General features: G+C 68.1%; 17 protein-coding genes and 1 pseudogene. 9 read left to right on the forward strand and 9 right to left on the reverse strand.

What is annotated here, in order from left to right; translation table 11 throughout:
• Positions 1-37: 37 nt before the first annotated feature.
• Positions 38-517, forward strand: coding sequence for an SRPBCC family protein (locus AB0M67_RS34555; RefSeq protein WP_365751527.1), 480 nt, complete (start codon positions 38-40; stop codon positions 515-517).
• Between the two features lie 144 nt (positions 518-661).
• Here the strand turns inward: AB0M67_RS34555 and AB0M67_RS34560 are convergent, their stop codons facing one another.
• Together AB0M67_RS34560 and AB0M67_RS34565 are read right to left on the reverse strand one after the other, a co-directional pair.
• The gene (locus tag AB0M67_RS34560; protein ID WP_365751528.1) at positions 662-1,039 is read right to left on the reverse strand and encodes a hypothetical protein; all 378 of its coding nucleotides are present in this window, start codon (positions 1,037-1,039) and stop codon (positions 662-664) included.
• Positions 1,040-1,065: 26 nt separating this feature from the next.
• Positions 1,066-1,464, reverse strand: coding sequence for a copper chaperone PCu(A)C (locus tag AB0M67_RS34565; RefSeq protein WP_365751529.1), 399 nt, complete (start codon positions 1,462-1,464; stop codon positions 1,066-1,068).
• 401 nt (positions 1,465-1,865) lie between these two features.
• Here AB0M67_RS34565 and AB0M67_RS34570 point away from each other — a divergent pair, with 401 nt between their 5' ends.
• Positions 1,866-3,392, forward strand: a complete 1,527-nt coding sequence (locus tag AB0M67_RS34570) for an RICIN domain-containing protein (protein WP_365751530.1) — start codon at positions 1,866-1,868, stop codon at positions 3,390-3,392.
• Between the two features lie 93 nt (positions 3,393-3,485).
• Here the strand turns inward: AB0M67_RS34570 and AB0M67_RS34575 are convergent, their stop codons facing one another.
• Both AB0M67_RS34575 and AB0M67_RS34580 read right to left on the reverse strand, forming a co-directional pair.
• Positions 3,486-3,965, reverse strand: coding sequence for a hypothetical protein (locus tag AB0M67_RS34575; RefSeq protein WP_365751531.1), 480 nt, complete (start codon positions 3,963-3,965; stop codon positions 3,486-3,488).
• Between the two features lie 49 nt (positions 3,966-4,014).
• Positions 4,015-5,109 (reverse strand): hypothetical protein, encoded by a 1,095-nt coding sequence (locus AB0M67_RS34580; RefSeq protein ID WP_365751532.1) that lies wholly within the window; start codon positions 5,107-5,109, stop codon positions 4,015-4,017.
• A gap of 431 nt (positions 5,110-5,540) precedes the next feature.
• Between AB0M67_RS34580 and AB0M67_RS34585 the strand changes: the two genes are divergently transcribed.
• From AB0M67_RS34585 to AB0M67_RS34615, 7 genes and pseudogenes are all read left to right on the forward strand, one after another.
• Positions 5,541-6,260 (forward strand): hypothetical protein, encoded by a 720-nt coding sequence (locus tag AB0M67_RS34585; RefSeq protein ID WP_365751533.1) that lies wholly within the window; start codon positions 5,541-5,543, stop codon positions 6,258-6,260.
• 109 nt (positions 6,261-6,369) lie between these two features.
• Positions 6,370-8,244 (forward strand): FG-GAP-like repeat-containing protein, encoded by a 1,875-nt coding sequence (locus AB0M67_RS34590; protein WP_365751534.1) that lies wholly within the window; start codon positions 6,370-6,372, stop codon positions 8,242-8,244.
• Between the two features lie 461 nt (positions 8,245-8,705).
• Complete coding sequence (locus AB0M67_RS34595) at positions 8,706-9,125, forward strand: hypothetical protein (RefSeq protein ID WP_365751535.1); 420 nt, start codon at positions 8,706-8,708, stop codon at positions 9,123-9,125.
• Positions 9,118-9,765, forward strand: coding sequence for a hypothetical protein (locus AB0M67_RS34600; RefSeq protein ID WP_365751536.1), 648 nt, complete (start codon positions 9,118-9,120; stop codon positions 9,763-9,765). The genes AB0M67_RS34595 and AB0M67_RS34600 overlap by 8 nt, the downstream gene beginning before the upstream one ends.
• Positions 9,766-9,792: 27 nt before the next feature.
• Complete coding sequence (locus AB0M67_RS34605) at positions 9,793-14,565, forward strand: putative T7SS-secreted protein (protein ID WP_365751537.1); 4,773 nt, start codon at positions 9,793-9,795, stop codon at positions 14,563-14,565.
• A 32-nt stretch (positions 14,566-14,597) separates the two neighbouring features.
• On the forward strand, positions 14,598-15,149 hold the full coding sequence (locus AB0M67_RS34610) for a hypothetical protein (RefSeq protein WP_365751538.1): 552 nt from the start codon (positions 14,598-14,600) through the stop codon (positions 15,147-15,149).
• A gap of 58 nt (positions 15,150-15,207) precedes the next feature.
• Positions 15,208-15,771: pseudogene (locus AB0M67_RS34615) on the forward strand (DUF4291 domain-containing protein).
• 267 nt (positions 15,772-16,038) lie between these two features.
• Here the strand turns inward: AB0M67_RS34615 and AB0M67_RS34620 are convergent.
• The 5 genes from AB0M67_RS34620 to AB0M67_RS34640 all read right to left on the reverse strand — a co-directional run bounded on the left by AB0M67_RS34620 (position 16,039) and on the right by AB0M67_RS34640 (position 20,495).
• Positions 16,039-17,142: a hypothetical protein gene (locus AB0M67_RS34620; protein WP_365751539.1), complete on the reverse strand. Its 1,104-nt coding sequence runs from the start codon at positions 17,140-17,142 to the stop codon at positions 16,039-16,041.
• 80 nt (positions 17,143-17,222) lie between these two features.
• Complete coding sequence (locus tag AB0M67_RS34625) at positions 17,223-17,495, reverse strand: helix-turn-helix domain-containing protein (protein WP_365751540.1); 273 nt, start codon at positions 17,493-17,495, stop codon at positions 17,223-17,225.
• Entirely contained in the window at positions 17,492-18,220 is a 729-nt protein-coding gene (locus AB0M67_RS34630; protein WP_365751541.1) for a hypothetical protein, read from the reverse strand. Before AB0M67_RS34630 ends, AB0M67_RS34625 begins: the two co-directional genes overlap by 4 nt.
• Before the next feature lie 12 nt (positions 18,221-18,232).
• On the reverse strand, positions 18,233-20,263 hold the full coding sequence (locus AB0M67_RS34635; RefSeq protein WP_365751542.1) for a hypothetical protein: 2,031 nt from the start codon (positions 20,261-20,263) through the stop codon (positions 18,233-18,235).
• Positions 20,250-20,495 (reverse strand): S-type pyocin domain-containing protein, encoded by a 246-nt coding sequence (locus tag AB0M67_RS34640; RefSeq protein ID WP_365751543.1) that lies wholly within the window; start codon positions 20,493-20,495, stop codon positions 20,250-20,252. The genes AB0M67_RS34635 and AB0M67_RS34640 overlap by 14 nt, the downstream gene beginning before the upstream one ends.
• Between the last annotated feature and the right edge of the window lie 211 nt (positions 20,496-20,706).

The following is a 20,706-nucleotide window of genomic DNA, read 5'->3' on the forward strand; positions in this document are numbered from 1 at the left end:
CGTTGACAGCGAAATCACCGCATGGGACGTTCCCGGGATGAGGTCTGTCATCGTGTCGATCGACGTACCGCAGGCGCCCGAACCGGTCTATGACTTCCTCGATGTCATGGCCAACCATGAGCTGTTCACCAACCACTACCTGACCAACTGGCGTTACGGTGGGCCCGACCGCGGTGTGGGATCGCGTGTCACGGTCACGGCCGCGCTGGGCGGCGCGAAGGCGGACGTAGGCATCGAGGTGATCGAAGCCGAGCGGCCGTGGCGCATCGTCGAGCGGAACACCGGCGCGGGTGGTCGCCGACAGGCCCGCGGGACCTACCGCATCGAGCCGTTGCCCGCCGGCGGGAGCCGGGTCTCGTTCGAGTACGCCTTGCTGCGGGCCCCGCTCTCGGAGCGCCTGCTGGCCCCGCTCGTGAGGGCCACGATCCGCAGGGCCAACCGCGTCGGCATGCGGCGCATGGCCGCCGAACTCACCCGCGGTGAGTCCGCGGCCGCTGGACGAGTCATTCCGAAGTAGCGTCGTCCGCCCGCTACGAGCCTGGCTCCTCGTTGACCACGCCGTGCCCTATCCGTGCCGTGCCCTTCGGAGCGGTGAACAGCGTCACACCGAAGGCCCAGGTCATGGACCCGGGCCTTGTGTGGCAGCCCTTGGCCCGCGGTGTTACTTCTCCATCGAGATGTCGGCGAAGCTGATCACGAACGCGTCGGGGTCATCGTCCTCGTCCAGGTGGTAGCTGGCGCTGGCCCAGGCGTCCGTGAGGCGGACGCGGCGGGTTGTGGGGTCGGCGGGATCGCCGGCGATGAGGATGACGTCCTGGTGGGTGTCGGTGTTCTCGACGTCCTCGACCCAGTCGGTGGTGGCCGAGTGGCGGCTGTCGCCGCGGGTGAGGACCACGTCGCCCCACAGGGGCACGGGAGCCTTGGCGTTGGCGGTGAGGAAGGAGTCGATATCGAGTTCGGTGCCGGTGAGGGTGAGCTTGGTGACGGAATCGAGCGCTTCGGTCTGGTCGTTGCCGAGGTCGAGGTGGTACGTGGCCATGTCCGGGTCTCCTGGCGTCGGCGGGGTCAGTACAGCTCGGGCGAGGTGCGGACAGGGATCCGGACCTTGACGACGGTGCCGTTGTCCAGGAAGAAGATGACGCGGGCGTTGTCGCCGGGAGTGATCAGGTGGGTCGGCTTCTCCAGCATGATGTGGTAGCGGCCCGGAACGAAGGAGAACTCGCCCTTGGCGGGGACGGTGACCTGGTCGAGCCTGACCATCTTGGAGCTCTCGCTGTCGGCGACGGTCTGGTAGATCGTGATGCGCTGGTAGTCAGGACTCTTGAGCTTGGTGACCTTGATGGGCTTGTCGGCGGAGTTCATCAGTCCGACGTAGCCGGCGGCCGGCAGCGCGTTGGGCAGCCAGCGGACCCACGCGCTGTTCTTCGCGACCCTGATGTCGGTAGAGACCGGGATTTTCCCCATGGATATGCCTTCCTTTCGGGGAGTCCCTCGACCCCCACCCGGACACGCTATGCAGTCAACCGGTCACTTACGCAGGCCATTCGCTGAAGATCATCCGATCCGGTGGCGCGCCGCCCGACGGGCGGTACGGCCGTGAGTTCGCGCATCACGCACGGACCCACCGGCCGGTCGGCCGCCGCCAACTCCCGGGGCGTACTGGCCCGATCAGGTACGACGACGCGAACAAACCTTTCGCGTAAGGGCGTTGACGTGGGTCAACCGCCTGTCCGGTGCGAGGTCTCGTCAACGCGTCCCACAAGGATCACCCGGAAGTGATCTTGCCAAACCGACACTGCCGTGACTTGCTGGAAGCGACTGGCGACCGTCTGTAGTAGACGGTTGGTGAACGGTGAAGGATGACGATGAGCACTCCCAACACAGCAGCCGCAGATGGCGAGCACTCCGCCCCTCCGATCAGCACGGTCGCGGGGACCGGGGTCGCGGGATTCGCGGGGGACAACGGGCCAGCCGTTTCGGCTCAGTTGAACCGTCCGTACGAGATCGCGGTGGACAGCACCGGCACGCTCTACTTCTCCGACCGCGACAACCACCGGGTCCGGAAGATCACGACTGACGGAAAGATCAGCACGATCGCGGGGACCGGGGTCGCAGGTCATGGAGGTGACAACGGCCCTGCTGCTTCGGCTCAGTTGAACAAGCCGCGCGGGATCGCGATGGACGGATCGGGCGCCGTCTACATCGCCGACAGCGCCAACCACCGGGTCCGGAAGGTCACGGCCGACGGGAAGATCAGCACGATCGCCGGCACCGGCATCCGGGGTTTCGGCGGTGACGGCGGCCCCGCCACCGCCGCCCGGCTGGACTGGCCGTTCGCGATGACGGTGGACAGTACCGGCGTCCTCTACGTCTCCGATTCCAGCAATCACCGCGTCCGGAAGATCGCGGCCGACGGGAAGATCAGCACCGTCGCCGGCACGGGCACCGCAGGATTCGGCGGTGACGGAGGCGCCGCCACCGCCGCCCAGCTGAACAAGCCGATGGGGTTGACGCTGGACAGTACCGGCGTCCTCTACATCGCCGATACCTACAATCACCGCGTCCGGAAGGTCGCAGCGGACGGGAAGATCAGCACCGTCGCCGGCACCGGCACCGCGGGCTCCGACGGTGACGGAGGCCCCGCCGCCTCGGCCCAGCTGAACAAGCCGATGGGGTTGGTGCTGGACAGTACCGGCGCCCTTTACATCGCCGATACCGCCAACCATCGGGTCCGGAAGGTCGCGGCGGACGGGAAGATCAGCACCGTCGCCGGCACCGGCGCCGCGGGCTCCGACGGTGACGGCGGCCCGGCCGCGTCGGCCCAGCTGAACAACCTCATCGGGCTCGCAGTGGACTGCGTCGACACTCTCTACATCGGCGACCTCTTCAACAACCGGGTTCGGAAGATCCCGTCGGCGAAGATGGCCGGGCTGCCCGAGTCGGGCGCCGTGGTCTCCTGGGCCAACGTCCGCAGCAGGCTGCGGATGGGGGTGCTGCGTGAGTCGACCAAGGACGGGGCCGAGATCCACCAGTCCCTCGCCGCTCCCAGGGACCACCAGCGGTGGCGGCTGGTCGTGGCGGGCCAGGACGACGGCGACGTCCTGTACACGATCGAGAACGTGCGCAGCGGCAGGGTCCTGGAGGTCGTCGGGGCGCAGGAGAGGGCCGGGGCGGTCATCGCACAGCGTGCCTACGAGGGTGACGACGCACGCCACCAGCAGTGGAGGCTGATCCCGGTGGGCTCCACGTCCGGCTCCCAGCGGGTGTACGAGATCGCGAACCGGAACAGCGGTCTGCTCCTGCGCGTCGACACCAACGCCCGTACGGCGATCAAGCAACACGGTGCGGAGGGCGACCACCGGGACCGGCAGTGGCAGCTGCTTCCTGTGTGACGCCTGAGGGGGCAGGGGCGGCCTCGCCCCTGCCCCCTCGGAAGCCGAGGACTACCCCTCGGAAGCGGGGAACTACTCCTCGGAAGCCGGGCGCTACTGAGAGCCGGAGGGCTCCTCGGCGGTCGCCTTGGGGGTCTCCGGGGCCTTGGGGGCCTTGGCGTAGTCGCTCTTCTTCGGCTTGGTCGCCAGGTCCTCGTCCTTCTGCAGGCCGCTGTGTTCCGTCACCGTCGCACTCGACTCCCGCATGCCTGCGGATGCCGCTGTGGATACCGAGCTGGGATTCTGGGCGTACTGGGCCTGCGCGCCGGCCGATGCCTGGGTCGTCTGGATGAAGGAGCCGAGGAAGCCCAGGATGGCCCGTGCTTCGGGCGACTGCTCCTGCACGATTTTCGCGCGGGAGGAGGCCCCGTGGATCGCGCTGTTGAACAGGCTCGTGCTCGTGTCGTCGTATGTGTCGTCGTCGGCGTCCTCGAAGTCGACGCCCGCCCCCGGCTGCGGCTTGGCGCCGTCGGTGGTGACCGAGAAGAGCCCCGCGCCCCTGCCGGCGAAATTGAAGACGTTGTCGAACACCATGGTCGTCACCCTTGGTCGTTGTGGTCGTGGCGCCGTCGGCGCGGCCCGGTCAAGGCTGCTTGTGCAGCGTTCGTTGGCTGTCGGTCAGGCTCTCGCCGTCGAACATCGTGTGGTGGACCTCCAGGGCGGAGACGACCTCGGCCACCCCCTTCATACGGAAGCCGCCGCCCGCCAGGTCGAGGTCGCCGATGTCGCGGGCCACCAACGGGGCGAGCCCGGGGTAGTCCCCGGCCTGCGGAGGGGCCAGGACCGCCACCGGCACGTCGTACTGCACCGCGAGCAGTCCGGAGAAGGTCACCGGGATCTCGTAGGAGTACTGCTTGCGGGTACGCCGCTGCGAGACGATCGTCTCCACGCGGGAGTTCGGCGGGACCGTACCGGAGATCTGCGAGTTCGAGGCCCAGCTGGTGGTCAGGGACCCGCCGACGGAGGCCATGATGCCCAGCATCAGCTGGGCGTTGAGCTCGGCGGTGCCGGTCGCGCTGCCCGTGGTGGTGAAGGCCACCGAGCTGGTGACCGAGTTCGCCGCCGAGTTCGCCACCGAGTTGGTCGTGCCGGCCTCGGTCGCGTTGGCGACGTCCGTCCCGATGTCTTCCTTGCTGTTCTCGTTGGTCACGGTGTTCGTGTTCTTGGTCTCCACGTCGTTCTGGAGCTGCGTCTGAAGCTGCGTCTGGAGGTCCAGCTGGAGCATGTTCTGGAGCTGGAGCTGGAGCTCCGCGCTGACGCTGCCGCCGAAGGTGAGCTGGGCCTCCCCCTGGAGTGTCCACGTGACCTCGTTCGACACGGTGAATTCGACCGAGTCCTGGAAGTCCATGGGGGACGTGCTGCGGTTGACGTAGGTGCGCGAGGAGAACGTGTCGGGCGGGGGCTGGTGGATGTTGCGCCGCTCCTCGATCAGCGGCTCCCCGAGGTTCATGTAGGCGAGCCAGCCCAGTTGGGTCGCGGACCCGGAGAAAGAGCCGAATCTCGACTTGTTCACGGAGAACCCGACGGGTTTGTGCCGCACACCGTAGTCGTCGACGTAGACCAGGTTGGGGTGGTCCAGGATCGACTGCCAGGTCTGCTCGATGTTCAGTTCCCGCAGGTTCTTCTTGGTCAGCGGCTGGCGCTTGGCCCGTTCCAGGTTGTACGCGTGGGAAGGCAATTTCTGTCCTCAGACTGATCCGGTCGAACCGCGCTCGTCGAACCGCGCTCGGTGAAATGGAAACAGGCATCTGCACACGTTCCGAAAATCGAAGCTATCACGGGCCCCATTGGCCGAGAAGACACTCGCGAGCATCACGCTCAATCGGGTGATCAAGGTTGACCGACTGCCCTCTGATCAGGCAGATGAAACCTCTGCCCATTGCCGGTCACGCGGTCGAAAGCTTTCCAGCATTCCCACCTTCGAGTGCTTTGACCTGGACCTTTGCCGTTTTTAAGGGTATTTGCCTCGGCCATTCATTCGCTTTCGGACGCTTTCGGAGTCGTTTCGATCGAGGGCGGTTGGGCTTACGGCAATGCGGCGTGATAAACCACTGCACTGAAGTTCCTGACGCGTTGTTCTCCACATCAAGAACAGGTGAGGTTTCCGCGATGTACACCCAAGAACGCACGGCTATGGCGAATTTGGTGGTCGGCGGCCCGGTGGCGGTGAACAGCTACGACAACGCAATCGTGGCGGCACTGGTCGAGAATCGTCCGGTCATGCTCGTCCACGCCTTCAACGGCGGCTACCTGCGGCCCGCCGAGCTGAAGGAGGAGAGCCACGACAAGGGCGTCAAGCTGGCCACCGCCCTCGACCCGGCCACCAAGGAGGCGCAGGGCCACCTCTGGTACATCACCCCTGGCGGCTTCTTCGGCCAGCGTCCGCTGTACTTCCTCGAAAGCGCCGCGGGCGAGGTGTCGCCCAAGCCCGCCGATGCCGGCGAGGCCGACGGCGGACGCGGTGACGACGGCGCGCCGAAGCCGCAGCGCAGGCGCGTCACCGCCCACCAGGAGGCGCCGAAGAGCACGGCCGACTCCGTCCAGGTCGGCCTTCCCGGCGAGGTCGGCGAGAAGTGGCGCGGGAAGAACGGAGCGGCCGAGGACACGCAGCTCTGGGTCGTCACGGTGACGCCGTGGGGCGGGATCACCTTCGTACCGATCACCCACCCCGACGCCATCCTCGGGTTCAAGGACCACGCGGTGACGGCCGACAGCGAGGTGCGTCTCACCTACAACTGGGGCGGGGACTTCACCGGGACGGTCATCAACACGTTCTATCCGCGGCTGCCCAGCGAGTGGAACGTCCCGTACCACCACGTCTTCACGTGATCCGCGGCCACCGCCGTACCGCCCCCCGCCGTACCGCCCCCGCCGTATCGCCCCCGTCCCGATCCCCCGTCCCGAGCCCACGTCCGCACCGCCTGGAAGAGGCAGCACGATGCCCGTGCCCACGGAAGAACTGAAGCTGGAGATCGTCAACGCCGCCACGGGGAAGCCCCTCGGCGCCAAGGCCGCGCCGGGCGCGGACGGGGCGCTCGTCGTCCGCGACTTCCCCGATGACGGACCGAGCCCGGAGCAGTGGCAGCTCGCCCCCGTAGAAGCCGCGCAGGACGACGGGATCTATGTGATCCGCAACGCGGTCAGCGGCAAGGTGCTCGACAACCCCGCCGCCGCGGACCGCGGCGTACGGCAGTGGGCCGCCACCGCCGGCAAGAAGGGGCAGCAGTGGCATGTCGTCCCCGTCGAGGGCGAGCCGGACCTCTACTTCATCGAGGGCGCGACCGACGGCGCCGTTCTCGACCTCGCCGAAGCCGCCGACGGAGCCGGTGGCGGCGAGGTCAGTGAGGACAGCGCGGACGGCACCCGGATCGTCCTGCGCGAGCACGACGACAACGCGGAGAGCCAGCGGTGGCGGTTCGTCCCGGCCGAGCCCGAGCGCACCAGCGACGCCGTACTGCGCTGGGCACAACTGAGCCACTGGAACGGCCGCCGCTCCTGGCGGCTGGTCCACTCGACCGCGCTGCGGCCGGCACCCGACGCGACGCCCTCCTTCAGCGATGTCCTGCTGGTCCTCGACCAGTTCGGGACCGACCAGGACGCCGGCGGGTGGAAAAGCACCGCGACCCTCCGCACCTCCAGCGGGCAACCGGGCTGGTGGGCCGGGCTCGGTGACCGTTTCCTCGTCGACACCACGGGAACAGGGCGCAACGACATCGTGGGGCTCAAGCCCGCGAAGGGGGCCGTGACGTCGTCCGGCAGAGGCGACGGGACGTTCGACGAGGACGAGAACGTCCTCCACCGGCCCGGGCCCGCACCGAGCCCCGAGGACCTGTGGACGCTCGTGGACACGACGGGCGACGGCAGGCCCGACGTCGTCGTGCTCTGCGCCGACGGTGTCCGGGTGTCCTCCCAGGACGAGGACGGGACGGGGACGTTCGCGCCAGCGGGCGGCAAGCTCGTCCTCGCGGCGTTCGGACACGGCCGGCAGGCCGGCGGCTGGCTCGCCGACAAACACCTCCGCTTCCTCGCCGACACCACCGGTGACGGCAGGCTCGACGTCGTCGGCTGCCACGACGACGGCCTCTGGATCTCACTCCAGGACGAAGAAGGAGAGTTCGCACCCCTCACCGACGAACCCGCTCTCCGGGCGTTCGGCCACGACGAAAAGGCGGGCAGCTGGCTCGTCGGCAAGCATCCCCGTTTCCTCGCCGACACCACCGGCGACGGCAGGCTCGACGTCGTCGGCTGCCACGACGACGGCGTCTGGGTGTCACTCCAGGACGAGGACGGAACGTTCGCCGACCCTCATTACGTCCTCGACGACTTCGGGGTCGATCAGGGGTGGAGCTCGGTCGAGGAGCACCCCCGGTTCCTGGTCAGGACCACCGGCACCGGAGCGCTGGACATCGTCGGGTTCGGCCCGCAGGGCGTCGTCGTCGCACGCGGGCGCGACGACGGCACGTTCGAACCCGCCAAGCTCGTCCTGAACGACTTCGGGGCCGCCCAGAAGTGGACCAGCAAGAAGCACCTCCGGCTCCTCGCGGACGTCACCGGCGACGGCAACGCGGACATCGTCGGCTTCGGCGACGAGGGAGTCTGGGTGTCGCACAACGACGGCAACGGCCGTTTTGAGCAGGCCCAGTTGGTATGCCGCGGATTCGGGTACAACGAGGACGCGGGCGGCTGGCGGGTCGACCGCCACCCCCGCTTCCTCGCCGACATCACCGGTGACGGACGCGTCGACCTCGTCGGCTTCGGCGGCCCGGGAGTGCATGTGGCCCGAAACCTGTTCCGCCGCTTCAGGACCCGATAACCCTCGAAGGCCCCCGCAGCCAGGTCGCAGGCGTCGCCGTAGATGGCTGACAGCGCTTCCCGGAACACGCCTTGGGTGTATCGAGCCGTGATCCATCTGTGCGGCATTCGAGTGCGGGGGGGGACGTGTTCCGGTAGATCGTCGATCGGAGGCTCCGGCTTTCCGGTGGGCGGCGAGTGCCAGCCATTGCGCTGTCTCTTGCCGGTCCGCACGTTGATGCCGACGATCCGGCAGGCTTCGCTGTTGCTGTATCTCTGGCGCCTGAGCTGGGAGTATGCCTCCCGCTCAGGCGTCAGACGGCCGCCGCCCCATGCCCCCGGTCGCCCCGGATCTCTCCGGCCTGGCCGAGATCGTCGTTTGTTCCCTGAGTTCGGTGGCCAGTTCACCGGTCCGTGTCCTACGGTGCCGAAAGGCGTGCCGTTGGACAGCGAGGCGTAGGGGGGTTCCGGGTGGTCGACGGGATGGCGCTTGTGGAGCGGATTGCTGAGCGGCGGGCGGGGGTGGGGGATCCACGGGCGCTGGTCGGGGAGTTGCGGCGGGCACTGGTGTTGGTGCCGGTCGACGCCGGCGGGTTGTGGACCGCGGAGTTCGGTGGGGTGCGCTGGATCTGTGGGTTCACGGATGAGGGCGCGTTGGCCCGGTTCGCTCGGGCGCGGGACTCCGGCGACGGGCGGGACACTGGCCGGGCATGGGAGTTCGCCGAGCTGCGCGGGGCGCGGCTGCTGGACGAGATCATTCCGACGATGGACGAGCCGGCCGGGGTCGCGATCAATATCGCGGATCCTGACGGGGCGATGCTGTTTCCGCCGGTGACAGGAATCGTGCCGGACGCGGTCGCCGTCGATGCCGACGACACTCAAGGGGGCGGGTCCGATGGGTGAGGGCGCGGAGGACCTGAGGGTCGGCAAGGAGAGTGTCCAGCGGATCACCAAGGGACTGCGGGCCGCGGTGTCCGAGCTACGGGATGTCGGCACGGGTACAGGGGCGGTGCTGGGCAAGGGGTTCTCGGGTATGTCGATGACCGGTATGGAGACAGGGCATCACGGCCTGTCGGTCGACTTCGAGGACTACTGCGAACGCTGGGAGTGGGGCGTACGGGCCCTGATCCAGGATGCCAACACCATCGCGGCGAAGCTGGGTCTGGCGGCGGGGATTCTCTGGGAGGAGGACCAGTACGTCGAGGGCACGATGAAGGTCGCGGTGAACGCCGCTGTCGGCAATCCGCACGCCTCCGAGGACGAGATCGTCAAGCAGAACTGGGGCGACGTACTCACCCCGGACTATCTGAGTCCGGACTACAGCGCGGAGTCGTTCCAGCAGGCACGGGACGAAGCCGGGCAGACCTGGAAGGACACCGGTCGGGCGGTGCTGACCGAGGGCATGGGCGGACAGCGTACGAGCGCGCTGAACGACCTCGTGGGTGTCGACCAGAACGACTTCGACCGGGCGGTGGACGACACGTTCGGGCCGTCACCTGAGGAACGCGCCCGACAACAGCAGCAGGGCGACGCGGGAAACTGATCCAGAACCAGCGGGGGAGACCAGAACATGGGGATCGGCGATTTCATCAGCGACCTCACCCCGGATGTTGTCGAGGACGTGGTCGAGGACGGTGTGGAGTGGGCCGGGAACCGCGTCGAGGACGCCGGGAACTGGACCGCCGACCGGCTGAAGGACGCGGGCTGGGACTCCGGCGCGGACTGGGTACGCGACCAGTCCCGTTCGCTGGCGAACCGGATGGGCGCCGAGGTCGACGAGATGGACCTCGGGCAGACCGAGGACAAGACGAGGCTGGTCTACGGCAGTCCGTCGAAACTCCGCGAGACGGCCTCCCATCTCAGGGACTTCCAGAAGGCGCTCAACAACGTCGCCCAGGGACTGAAGGGGCTCGACTCGGCCGACCTCAAGGGCGAGGCCGCCGACGCCTTCCGGGCGACGGTGGCGATCGAACCGCCGAAGTGGTTCAAGGGCGCGGACGCCTGCGGGAAGGCCGCCGGCGCGCTGGAGGCGTTCGCCGGGACCGTCGAGTGGGCCCAGGGCCAGGCGCAGACCGCGATAGACAAGTGGAAAGCCGGCACCAAGGCGTCCGAGGAGGCGCGGGACGCGCACAACGCGAAGGTCGACACCTACAACAGGGCCGCCGACCGCTACAACGCGCAGCCTGCCGACGAACGCGACCCGGCCACCCTGCCGCCCAAACCGGGCGAGTTCACCGATCCTGGCAAGACCCGGATGGAAGAGGCGCAGGAGATCCTGGCCGAGGCCCGGCGCCAGCGCAACACGGCCGCCGAGACCGCGCGCGCCGCCGTGTCCGCGGCCCGGGACACAGCGCCGCCGAAACCGTCGTACGCCGAACAGGCCGTCGACGGCGTGAGCGAACTCGACGTCATGCAAACCCATTTCGGCGCAGGCATCGTCAAGGGCACTGCGGGACTGCTCACTTTCGCACGCAGCGTCAACCCCACCGACCCGTACAACATCACGCACCCCGCGGAATACGCCCTCTCCCTCAACAACACCGTCGCCGGACTGGTCCAGGTCGCCAACGACCCCTGGGGCGCGGGCAAACAGATGGTCACCAGCTTCATGAAGGACCCCGCCGAGGGCTTCGGCAGGCTGGTCCCCGACCTGGTGATGACCGCCGCGACCGGAGGCGGCGGCGCGGGCGTCAAGGCCGCGCGGATCGCGAAGGAAGCCGCCGACCTGGCCGCCGGAGCGAACCGGACCCGCCGTCTGGTCGACGACGCCCCGGACGGCACGCTCAACCGCCCCGACAAGGAGCGCACCACCAAGGGCACCGACCCGGTCGACCTGGCCACTGGCCGGATGTTCCTGCCCCAGACCGATGTGGTGCTCCCCGGAACGCTCCCGCTGGCCTTCACCCGCCGCGTGGAATCCGGCTACATCGCGGGCCGTTTCTTCGGCCCGTCCTGGTCCTCCACCGTCGATGAACGCCTGGAGATCGACGCCAACGGCGTCATCCACGTCACCGACGACGGCCTCCTCATCACCTACCCCCACCCCGTCCCCGGGGTGTCGACACTCCCGGAGCACGGCACCGCACGCGAATCGCTTGCTCGCGAAGAGAACGGCGACTACACGCTCACCGATCCCGGCAGCGGCCTCACGCGCCACTTCACCGCCCCTCCCGAAACGGAGCCCGGCGAAAACGGCGACGCCTGGCTCGTCCAGATCACCGACCGCAACGACAACACCGTCAGCATCGACCGCACCGACGACGGCACCCCCCTGGCGATGGTCCACTCGGCCGGATACCACCTGACGCTGACGACGGCAGAGAGCCGCGTCACCACACTGGCACTGGCCGGAACGGACGGCGAGCCCGCCCAGCCCGTCATGGCCTACGGCTACACGGACGGCAACCTCACTACCGTCACCAAGCCCTCCGGCGCCACACTCACCTTCACATACGACGACCACAGGCGAGTGACAGGCTGGATCGACTCCAACAACCGCCGCTACGCCTACACCTACGACGACCAGCACCGGGTCATCTCCGAGGGCGGCGAGGCCGGCCATTTCCAACTCACCCTGACCTACGGCTCCCCCAACCGGGCCACAGGCCACCGCACCACCACACTGACCACCGCTGACGGCCATACCACCCACCACCTCATCGGCGACGGCAGCCGCGTCCTCGCCACCACCGACCCGCTCGGCCACACCACCCGCTTCACCTACGACACCCGCGGCAACCAGCTCACCCGTACCGACCCCCTCGGCCGCACCACCGCCTACACCTACGACGAGGAAGGCAGGCTCACCACACTCACCCGCCCCGACGGCAGCCAGGTCCGCGCCGTACACGACCCGTCTGGCCACACAACCGAGATCACCGCACCGGGCGGTGCCAAGTGGCAGCAGGAGTTCGACGAGCGAGGCAACCGGACCGCGCTCACCGACCCCGCGGGACACACCACGCGCTACAGCTACGACACACACGGCCGTCCGGCGAACGTCATCGACGCACTCGGCGCTGTGACGACCGTACGCTGTGACCACGCCAGCCTGCCTGAGGAAGTGACCGACCCGCTCGGCGGAACGACCCGCTTCCAGCGCGACGCCTTCGGCCGCCCCGTACGCATCACTGACGCATTGGGATCGGTCACTGCCTTCGAGTGGACCCCCGACGGCCTACTCTCCCGCCGTACTGGGCCTGACGGCGCCGCCGAATCGTGGACCTACGACGGCGAGGGCAACTGCCTCACCCACACCGACTCCCTTCGCCGGACCACCCGCTACGAGTACACGCATTTCGACCTCCTCGCGGCGCGCACCGGCCCGGACGGCGCCCGCTACGAATTCGACCACGACGCGGAACTTCGCCTGACAATGGTGACCAATCCGCAGGGTCTGACGTGGAGTTACGCCTACGATGCCTCGGGCCGGGTCATCGCCGAGACGGACTTCGACGGGCGCACCCTCCGTTACGATCTCGATTCTCTTGGCCGGGTGACCAGCCGTACCACGCCGCTGGGCGAGGTCATCCGGTACGAGCGCGACATCTCCGGCCGGGTGATCCGTAAGGACGCGGCCGACCGGACCACCAGCTACTCGTACGACCAATCCGGCCATCTGATCCACGCCGCGGGTCCGGACAGTGAACTGATCTACCAGTACGACCGCCGTGGGCAGATCAAGACCGAACTGTCCGACGGCCGGGCCACCACCCATGCCTACGACGCCCTGGGCCGCCGCACCCGCCGGGTGACCCCCACCGGACAGGTCACCACCTGTGCTTACGACGCGGCTGGGCGTCTCACACGACAGACCAGCGGCGGCCACGACGTGCGCTTCGACCGCGACGCGACCGGACGCGAGCTGACGCGCCGGTTCGGCGAGATACTCACCTTCACGACCGCCTGGGACGCGGTGGGACGCGTCACCGGGCAGGAGATCTCCTCCTGCGGGCGCAGCCTGAACCGCCGTGCCTACACCTATCGCGCCGACGGCCATCTGACCGGCATCGATGACGAACTCTCCGGTTCCCGCCGCTTCGAGCTCGACGCGGCCGACCGCGTCACCTCGGTCCGGGCGGACGGCTGGAGCGAGACGTACGCCTACGACGAAGCCGGCAACCAGACCACTGCCTCCTGGCCGACGTTCATGCCCGGCCAGGAGGCCATCGGTCCGCGCACCTACACCGGCACGCGCATCACCCGCGCCGGGAATGTCCGCTACGAACACGACGCTGCCGGCCGCATCGTCCTGCGCCAGAAGACCCGGCTGTCACGCAGACCTGACACCTGGCGCTACGAGTGGGACGCCGAGGACCGCCTCACCGCCGTCACCACCCCGGACGGCACCCGATGGCGCTACGTCTACGACCCGCTCGGTCGCCGCACCGCCAAACAGCGTCTCGCTCCCGACGGCACCACCGTGGTCGAGCAGGTGACCTTCACCTGGGACGGCACCACTCTCTGCGAACAGACCACCACCTCACCCGGCCTTCCCCACCCGGTTGTCCTCACCTGGGACCACTCCGGCCTGCGCCCTCTGGCCCAGACCGAACGCATCACCGCGGTCGACGCGTCCCAACCGGAAATCGACCGGCGCTTCTTCGCCATCGTCACCGACCTCGTCGGCGCGCCCACCGAACTCGTCGACGAGTCCGGGGACATCGTCTGGCGCACCCGCACCGCACTGTGGGGCACTACCACTTGGTCCCGCACCTCCACCGCGTACACCCCTCTGCGCTTCCCCGGTCAGTACTTCGATCCGGAAACCGGTCTCCACTACAACTACTTCCGCCACTACGACCCGGAAACCGCGCGCTACCTCACGCCGGACCCCCTCGGTCTCGCACCCGCCCCGAACCCCGCCACCTACGTCCACAACCCTCACACCTCGGCAGACCCCCTGGGCCTTGCACCCATCGGATGCCCGGACGACACGGTGACCGTCTACCGCAAACAGACGGACCACCCGCTGAGCCGGCGCATCCACATCGGAGAGAACGGCGAGGTGACGATCACAGGCCACGGGAAGCTTTACCTCAATATGAGCGGGGACATCAAGCACACCGTTGAATTCCGTTCCGACGGCGGTCAGATTGTGTCGTACGATATCCCTCGGTCATATCGTGATTCCATTCACAATGACGCCCTCCCCCAGAACAAGGATGACCACCCGGACGGTTCAGCGTTTACCCGACAGGAATGGAAGGCCCTTCTGAAGGAATATCCGGAGATCTCTGACCCCACAAAGGGGCCACATCTCTATGGAATTCCAGACAAGCTGCTCGATGGACTAAGGGATGCTATTATTCCCGGATCGGGACGCGTGGTCCAGGAAGGGTGATGTGGTTTCATATGATGCATAACAATGAGAGTTTGGCAGAGGAGTTCGAGCGACTACGAAGTCGCCCGAGTGCTGAAGTTGCACCGTCTGTCCTCTCTCGATTTATCGTTGACACCTCCGGCAGCTCCGCTGACTACGTGAAACATCTACGTTCAATTCTTTCACCGGCTTTGCGACTGGGACACACTGCGGATTTTGAGGCAGACACCCTCCCTGTTGACGACATTCCAGACTGGTTCATCGCCGTGAGTCACCCGAACGAGGAGCGGGCCCCCGAGTTCGCGAACAACGGCCGCGACGGCTATATGGATCACACCGCGGGCCAACCATGGGAACTACAGAACTGGCTCTACCGCTTCGACCCCGACGACGACTCCAGAGGCTGGGAGTGGTGGGACGTCACACAGGCTGGTCCCTCCCGCGTTCATGTCTGGGTAGACAGTTGGGGGGAATCCTTTTTCGGCTGCCAGGACCTGCTCTGGGCTGCTTATACAGCCGGCGCCCTACATGTCGACGGTCCCACCGTTCAGCGGTCCACCGCGTGGGAGGAAGAGGCCGCGGACGGGATCTTTGATGCATCCTGAGCCAGAGGCGGAGCGGCAGACACGACGGGTAAGGGCCGTCTACGAGGAATCCAGCATCATGGTGTACCAGGCGTACTCTCAGGAGATCGCGGAGCGGGCGGTCGAGGCAGGGACCTTTGTGGCACCGTTCAAGAAGGAACGGATGACCTGGATCAAACCTTCTTTTCTGTGGATGATGTACCGCTCGGGGTGGGCGACCAAGCCGAACCAAGAGAATGTGCTCGCCGTCGAGATCACCCGGGCGGGTTTTGAATGGGCACTGGATCGCTCGTCGCTAAGCCACTTCGACCGTCGGGTGCATCCGGACAAGGATGCCTGGCTGACGGAAATCAAGAGAAGCCCAGTGCGCATCCAATGAGATCCGGACCGATCACTGTCCCTTGATCCGCTTCCCAGGAGGGCGATTCAGATCGGCCTTTCCGGAGAAGCCGTGGAACTCTATATACACGACTGGATCATGGGTATCGAATACGTCACCGATCTCGCGGCAGGCAGTCGGCGCGCGACGTCACCGGCGGTCATACGCCCATCCAACCCGCTGCCTATGGAACGCGTGGAGGGGCCTTGGTGCCGTACGGCACCAAGGCCCCGAAGGAACTGCTACACCATTTGCCGACCCTGATGACGCGTCGGCCTTCTGTCTCCGCCGCCCCGACCGAACTGCTGTCGGAGGTAAGGGGATCGCCCGCGGTCAGACGCCTCGATCTCCGCTACAAGAGAACCCGTAGGCACACCACACCCAATGTCTACTCCGGCCGACATGAATTCTCGCGCATCCGGCGGGAAGCTGATCGCCCTCGGACCGAGCGGGGCGGGGGTGAGCTGACTGACACGATGAACATCGATGCCGCAGCCGGTCTTTCCTCAGGTCAGCGCCTCCCGAGGAGACTCAGGACTCCCTCAGCGCCGCCGCCAGGTCCCTCAGTTCGTCCAGCACGGCCACACTCCGGAAAATGGTCTGAAGGGATGTGCTGATCTGCCGGGAGGGGCGGCGCAGCTGGCGGCTGGAGGAGCCGAACATGCTGATCAGTGCCACGACCTCCTGGAAGGCGCCCGCCGCGTCCTGTACTTCCTCGGAGGCCGTGAGGACCTGCTCCAGCACCCCCTCCGCGCCTTCCGGCCATTCGCGGCGCGGCGTATTCGCCGCCCATTCCAGGAACGCCCGGAGGGCGTCAGCACTGGCCCCCATGCGCGCCGCGAAGCGCTCGGCCGCCGCCGCCAGGTCGTCGGCCGGCCCGTCGATGGCTTTGGCCAGGCGGTTGATCACGGCCATCCGCATATTCATCGAAGCGCCGGGATGGCTGACACGGGCCATATCCTCGCCGATCAGCCCCATCATCTCCCCGAGGTCCGTCATGGCCGACTCCACGTCGGCCATGTCGCCGGAGACGGCCTCCAGCTGCGCTTCCGCCTCGACGACCAGATCAAACAGGCCGGGGGCGTCCTCGTCGCCCCCGGCGGTCGGCTCCGCACCGGGCCCGGCAGTCGGCTCCGCGCCGGGCCCGGCAGTCGGCTCCGCGCCGGGCCCGGGGGTCGATCCTCCGGGGAGCGACGGGACACTTCCCCCGCCCAGCACCTCCGCCAGTACACTCGTCAGCTGCCGCCGGGCGGTGACCGTTTCAGCGGCGTGTGACGGGAAGGGGATCCGAGGCGTCGTTCCGGGGCCCGGGAGCTGTTCGGTTCCTTCCGTGACATGGACGGTGCACCGACCGAGGGCGTGTCGCACTCCGAGACCGAAGGACAGCTCCGCCCCGGATCCGCCGAGGTCGGCGACGACGACGTCCACTTCGGTGAACATGCGCAGCAGTTGGTCCATGGGCAGGCCGGCCTCCGTAAGCCTGTCCGCTCGCAGGAAGGTGAGGCCGAGCTCCGCACACGCGGGACGCACAATGTCCTCGTAGAGGACGGTGGACCGGTGCCGCTCCCCCGGAGGGGATTGACCAGAGGGGTCGGCGGCGGCGGTGGTTCCGCAGATGGCGAGGCAGGTGGGCATGGCAGGCTCCTTCGCAGTGAGTCCTGGGAGGCCCTGTCGGTGGCCGGGCAGCCGACAGGGCGGAAGGTGGAGGGTGGAGATCAGTCGAAGAGAGTGAGCGCCACTCCGTCGGCGACCTCGTCGGCGAAGACCGGGCGTTCCTCGATGCCCAGTGCGCTCAGGAGGTCCACGGTGAGCACGCGGTGGCGTCGGCCGACGCGCACCGTGGGGCAGGGGAAGGCGCCCTGGGCCACCAGCCGGTAGGCCGTATCCAGGCACATTCCGAAGGCCCTGGCCGCCGTTCGCAGATTGACGCTGACCGGAAGGTTGAAGATCTCGCGGAAGGTGAGGGACGTCTCGACGCGGTCAGTCATCCGCTCCTCCGTACGCGGCGCAGAGAGACCGTGGCGACCTGGCGACCCCGGCCCGAGAATCCGACGCTCGTGGCGGTGTCGGCCATTTCCCAGGTCCGGGCCAGAGCGCCGAGGCGTACGCCCTCGACACGGTGAGCGGGAACGGTGATCCGCACCGTGGCCGAGAGCCCGGAGTGGCGCGGCACCGGGTCGTAGTCCGCCTCCCAGTAGTCCGCCACCTCCGCTTCGACGGGAACACCGCCGGCCCGCTCCACGTCGTCCACGGCCATTTCGCGGCGAGCGTGGCGCCACACGTCGTACACGCGTGAACAGGCTGAACGCAGCACTGTCCCGCCGGGGTCGGGGTCATCCGCCGCGAGACCGGCCAGCGCTTCGAGGTAGCAGGTGATCAGTTCGGCCTCGACGTCGCCTCGTTCGGCGCGGAAACGCCAGGTGATCTTGTAGGCGGTGCGGCGGAGCCCCGGGAGTCCCAGCCACACGACGGCCTCCGGCCAGTCGGGCCCGACGGCGTCGGAGTGGGCGCGCTCCGCGATCTGGTGCCACAGGCTCGCACGTGCCTCGGTGCGGGCGGAGCGGTCGTAGAGCAGTTGGCGGGCCCGTACCAGGACCATTGGTACACCGGCCCGTTCCGATCCGTCGTAGAAACGTAACGGGGGCGCCGGCTCGCTGTCGGCGCAGTGACGCTCGACGGCGGCGAAGATGCCGGGGTGAGGGGTTAGTGACATCGGTCCTCCTGGTCAATCGGAGTTCGAGACAGGTGATTCGCCGCGCCACGCGGCCAGCGCCCGGGCTGCCGGCTCCTTGCCCGGCATCGCGTCCGGGCCCCTCTCGACGGCCAGGAGCCAGCGAAGAAAGCCGGGTTGGCGGGCGGCCACCAAGCCGTCGAGGAGTTCGCTCAGTGCCCGGGCCCGGTGCTCCGCACCGGCCGCCTCGGCACACCAGTCGAGGAGGGCATCGCGCATGGCCGCGAAGGTGGCCGACTCGTTCAGGGCATGTGCTGCCAGCTGAACCGTGCTGGATGCCAACTCGGCGTCGGCGAGGATCTGGTCGCTCCACCACGCGAGGTCCGTGCTCACCATCACGGGAAAGCAGAGGGTCGTCAGCAGGCTGGGGGCGCCCTCCGACCGCGTCCAGTCGCGCATCCGGCGCAGGACGGTTGTCCTGGCGCCGGAGTCCCCGGCTTCGAAACGCCGCACCAGCGTCTCCGCGACGACGGCGACGACGGAAGGGGCGTTCGTGTCGTCGCCCAGGGTTGTCATGAGCCGTCGCAGCAACCACAGGGCTTGCTCTTCCGTGATCCGGCCGCGGTCCGGGTGGCAGGCGCGGGCCACTGTCTCGCGCAGCGGTGCCTCGGTCGTGACACTCCACTGTGCGAGCAGGTCAGCCGCTGCCCGTCCCGCTGCCGGGTCCTGAACAACCGCCCCGAGGCACCATCCCGCCACCTGAGGAGCCGGGTGTGACTGAGCCAGCGCCAGGTCACGCAGGTGTTCCATGGACCGGCCACCGGTCGCCACGGCCATGGCGGCGACAGCCCGCCCGGCCCGTTCGATCTGCTCCGCCTCAGGGCCGGGACCGGCGAGCCAGGAGTGCAGCAGGGGCAGGAGATCCGTATGGTCGCGGCACAGGACCTCCCACACGGCCTCGGTCACGGCGGGCCAGAAGAAGGACACCGTGTCCCTGGTTCCGTCCCCGGCGCACCGCGCACGGTGCGCCCCGAGAAGCCGCAAGGTCTCGGGCCAGGGCCGTCGGCGGGTACCGACCGCCGAGTGGCCGTGCGAACTCCGGGCGTCGGTCTCCTGCTCCCCTCCCGGCCCCGCCAGTCCGAGCAGATCCTTGGCACGCTCCGTCACCACGCGGCGGTGCAGCCCTCCGTAGACGGTGACGGCGAGCAGGTCGGCGCGGAGGGCGGGATCCGTCTGGGCCCGGGCGACGACTTCGGCGCCCTCGGCCCGGGCCACGTGGCGCAACACCTCGGCGCCGGTCGCTCCGCCTGCGACACCCAGCCGGAGCACGGCCTCCGCCGCCCGCGCCGCGTAGCGGGGCGGCAGCCTTTCCGGCAGCAACTCGTCGAGTTGGCCCGGCTCCAGGGCCCGCAGCCACCCGGCGCACGCTTCCTCGTCGGAGTCGCCGTCGGCGAGATGGGCGCCGAAGACCTTCCGTGTGTCCGGTGGGTGGTGGTGCACCACCGGCATGCCCAGGTGGTCCGCCAAGGCGCCGGCCAGCCCCGGGACCTCCGTCAGCACGATGATCAGACGCGCCCCGGCCTCGGCCAGGGATGTCTCCAGGCGGGCCAGATCCCATGCCCGGAGCGCGAACGGGTCCGGGGGCTCCATCACCAGGTATCCGTGCACCCCCTGAGCCCGCGGCCCCCACCGGGAGAAGTTGACGGCCCCGTCCACCCGGACGAGCACGGGCTCCTCGCCTCCATGGGCCAGCAGGTTGAGGGCGTGTGTCTCACGTCCTGTCCCCGGCTCTCCGAGGAGCACGGTGATGCCGGAGTCGAGCGCGGCAAGCGCGTCCTCGAAGCCGGGCGGCGGCACAAAGCGCCGTCTCGCGGTCTCCAGGTGCTTGGCCCGTACGGGGCCCTGCCGCATCGGCCCCGCGGCCGTGCCGGCCTCGGCCGGGTGGGACACGGTGTGCCGCTGACCGCCCGTCACCAGGCCGGTGTTGACGGTGCCGTGCGGAGCTACGACCACCATCTCCCGGCCGGCCAGGGCTGCTACGAAAGCATCGAGGTCGCCGCCTTGAGGAATCTCAGATGTCCCCATCGGCTCCACCGTCGACGTAGTCGGAAAGCTCGATGGTGGTAACGCGCTGGCCTCCGTGGACGGTGCCGGTGTTGATGATCCCGCGTTCGGCGTTCAGGACCGTCGTCGGGGAGGCCTCCGGCTCAGGGCCGGTGTCCGGCACAGCGCGGCGGGCGGCCACCGACTCGGCGGTCTCCTGCGGTCGGGGGAAAGCGATGACGTCGTCCGTACTGCGATTCTCTTCTGCTCGCATGTCGCCCTTCAATGCTCTGGACACCCGGAAAATGGATCGGGCACCCGTCTTCTGGACGAATCGAGAATCCCGCGTATCGGTCCACGTATCCGCTCCCGAGGCCCAGAAATCAGGTGACCGTAGTCACAGAAAAGGACTCGCGGAACCTCATGAAAAGAAAGAGCGAGTGCGCTGCCCCAAGACAGCGCACTCGCTCTTTGATTCGATTGTT

Origin of the sequence: Streptomyces sp. NPDC051662 (assembly GCF_040681655.1) — a bacterium.
GTDB lineage: Bacteria > Actinomycetota > Actinomycetes > Streptomycetales > Streptomycetaceae > Streptomyces.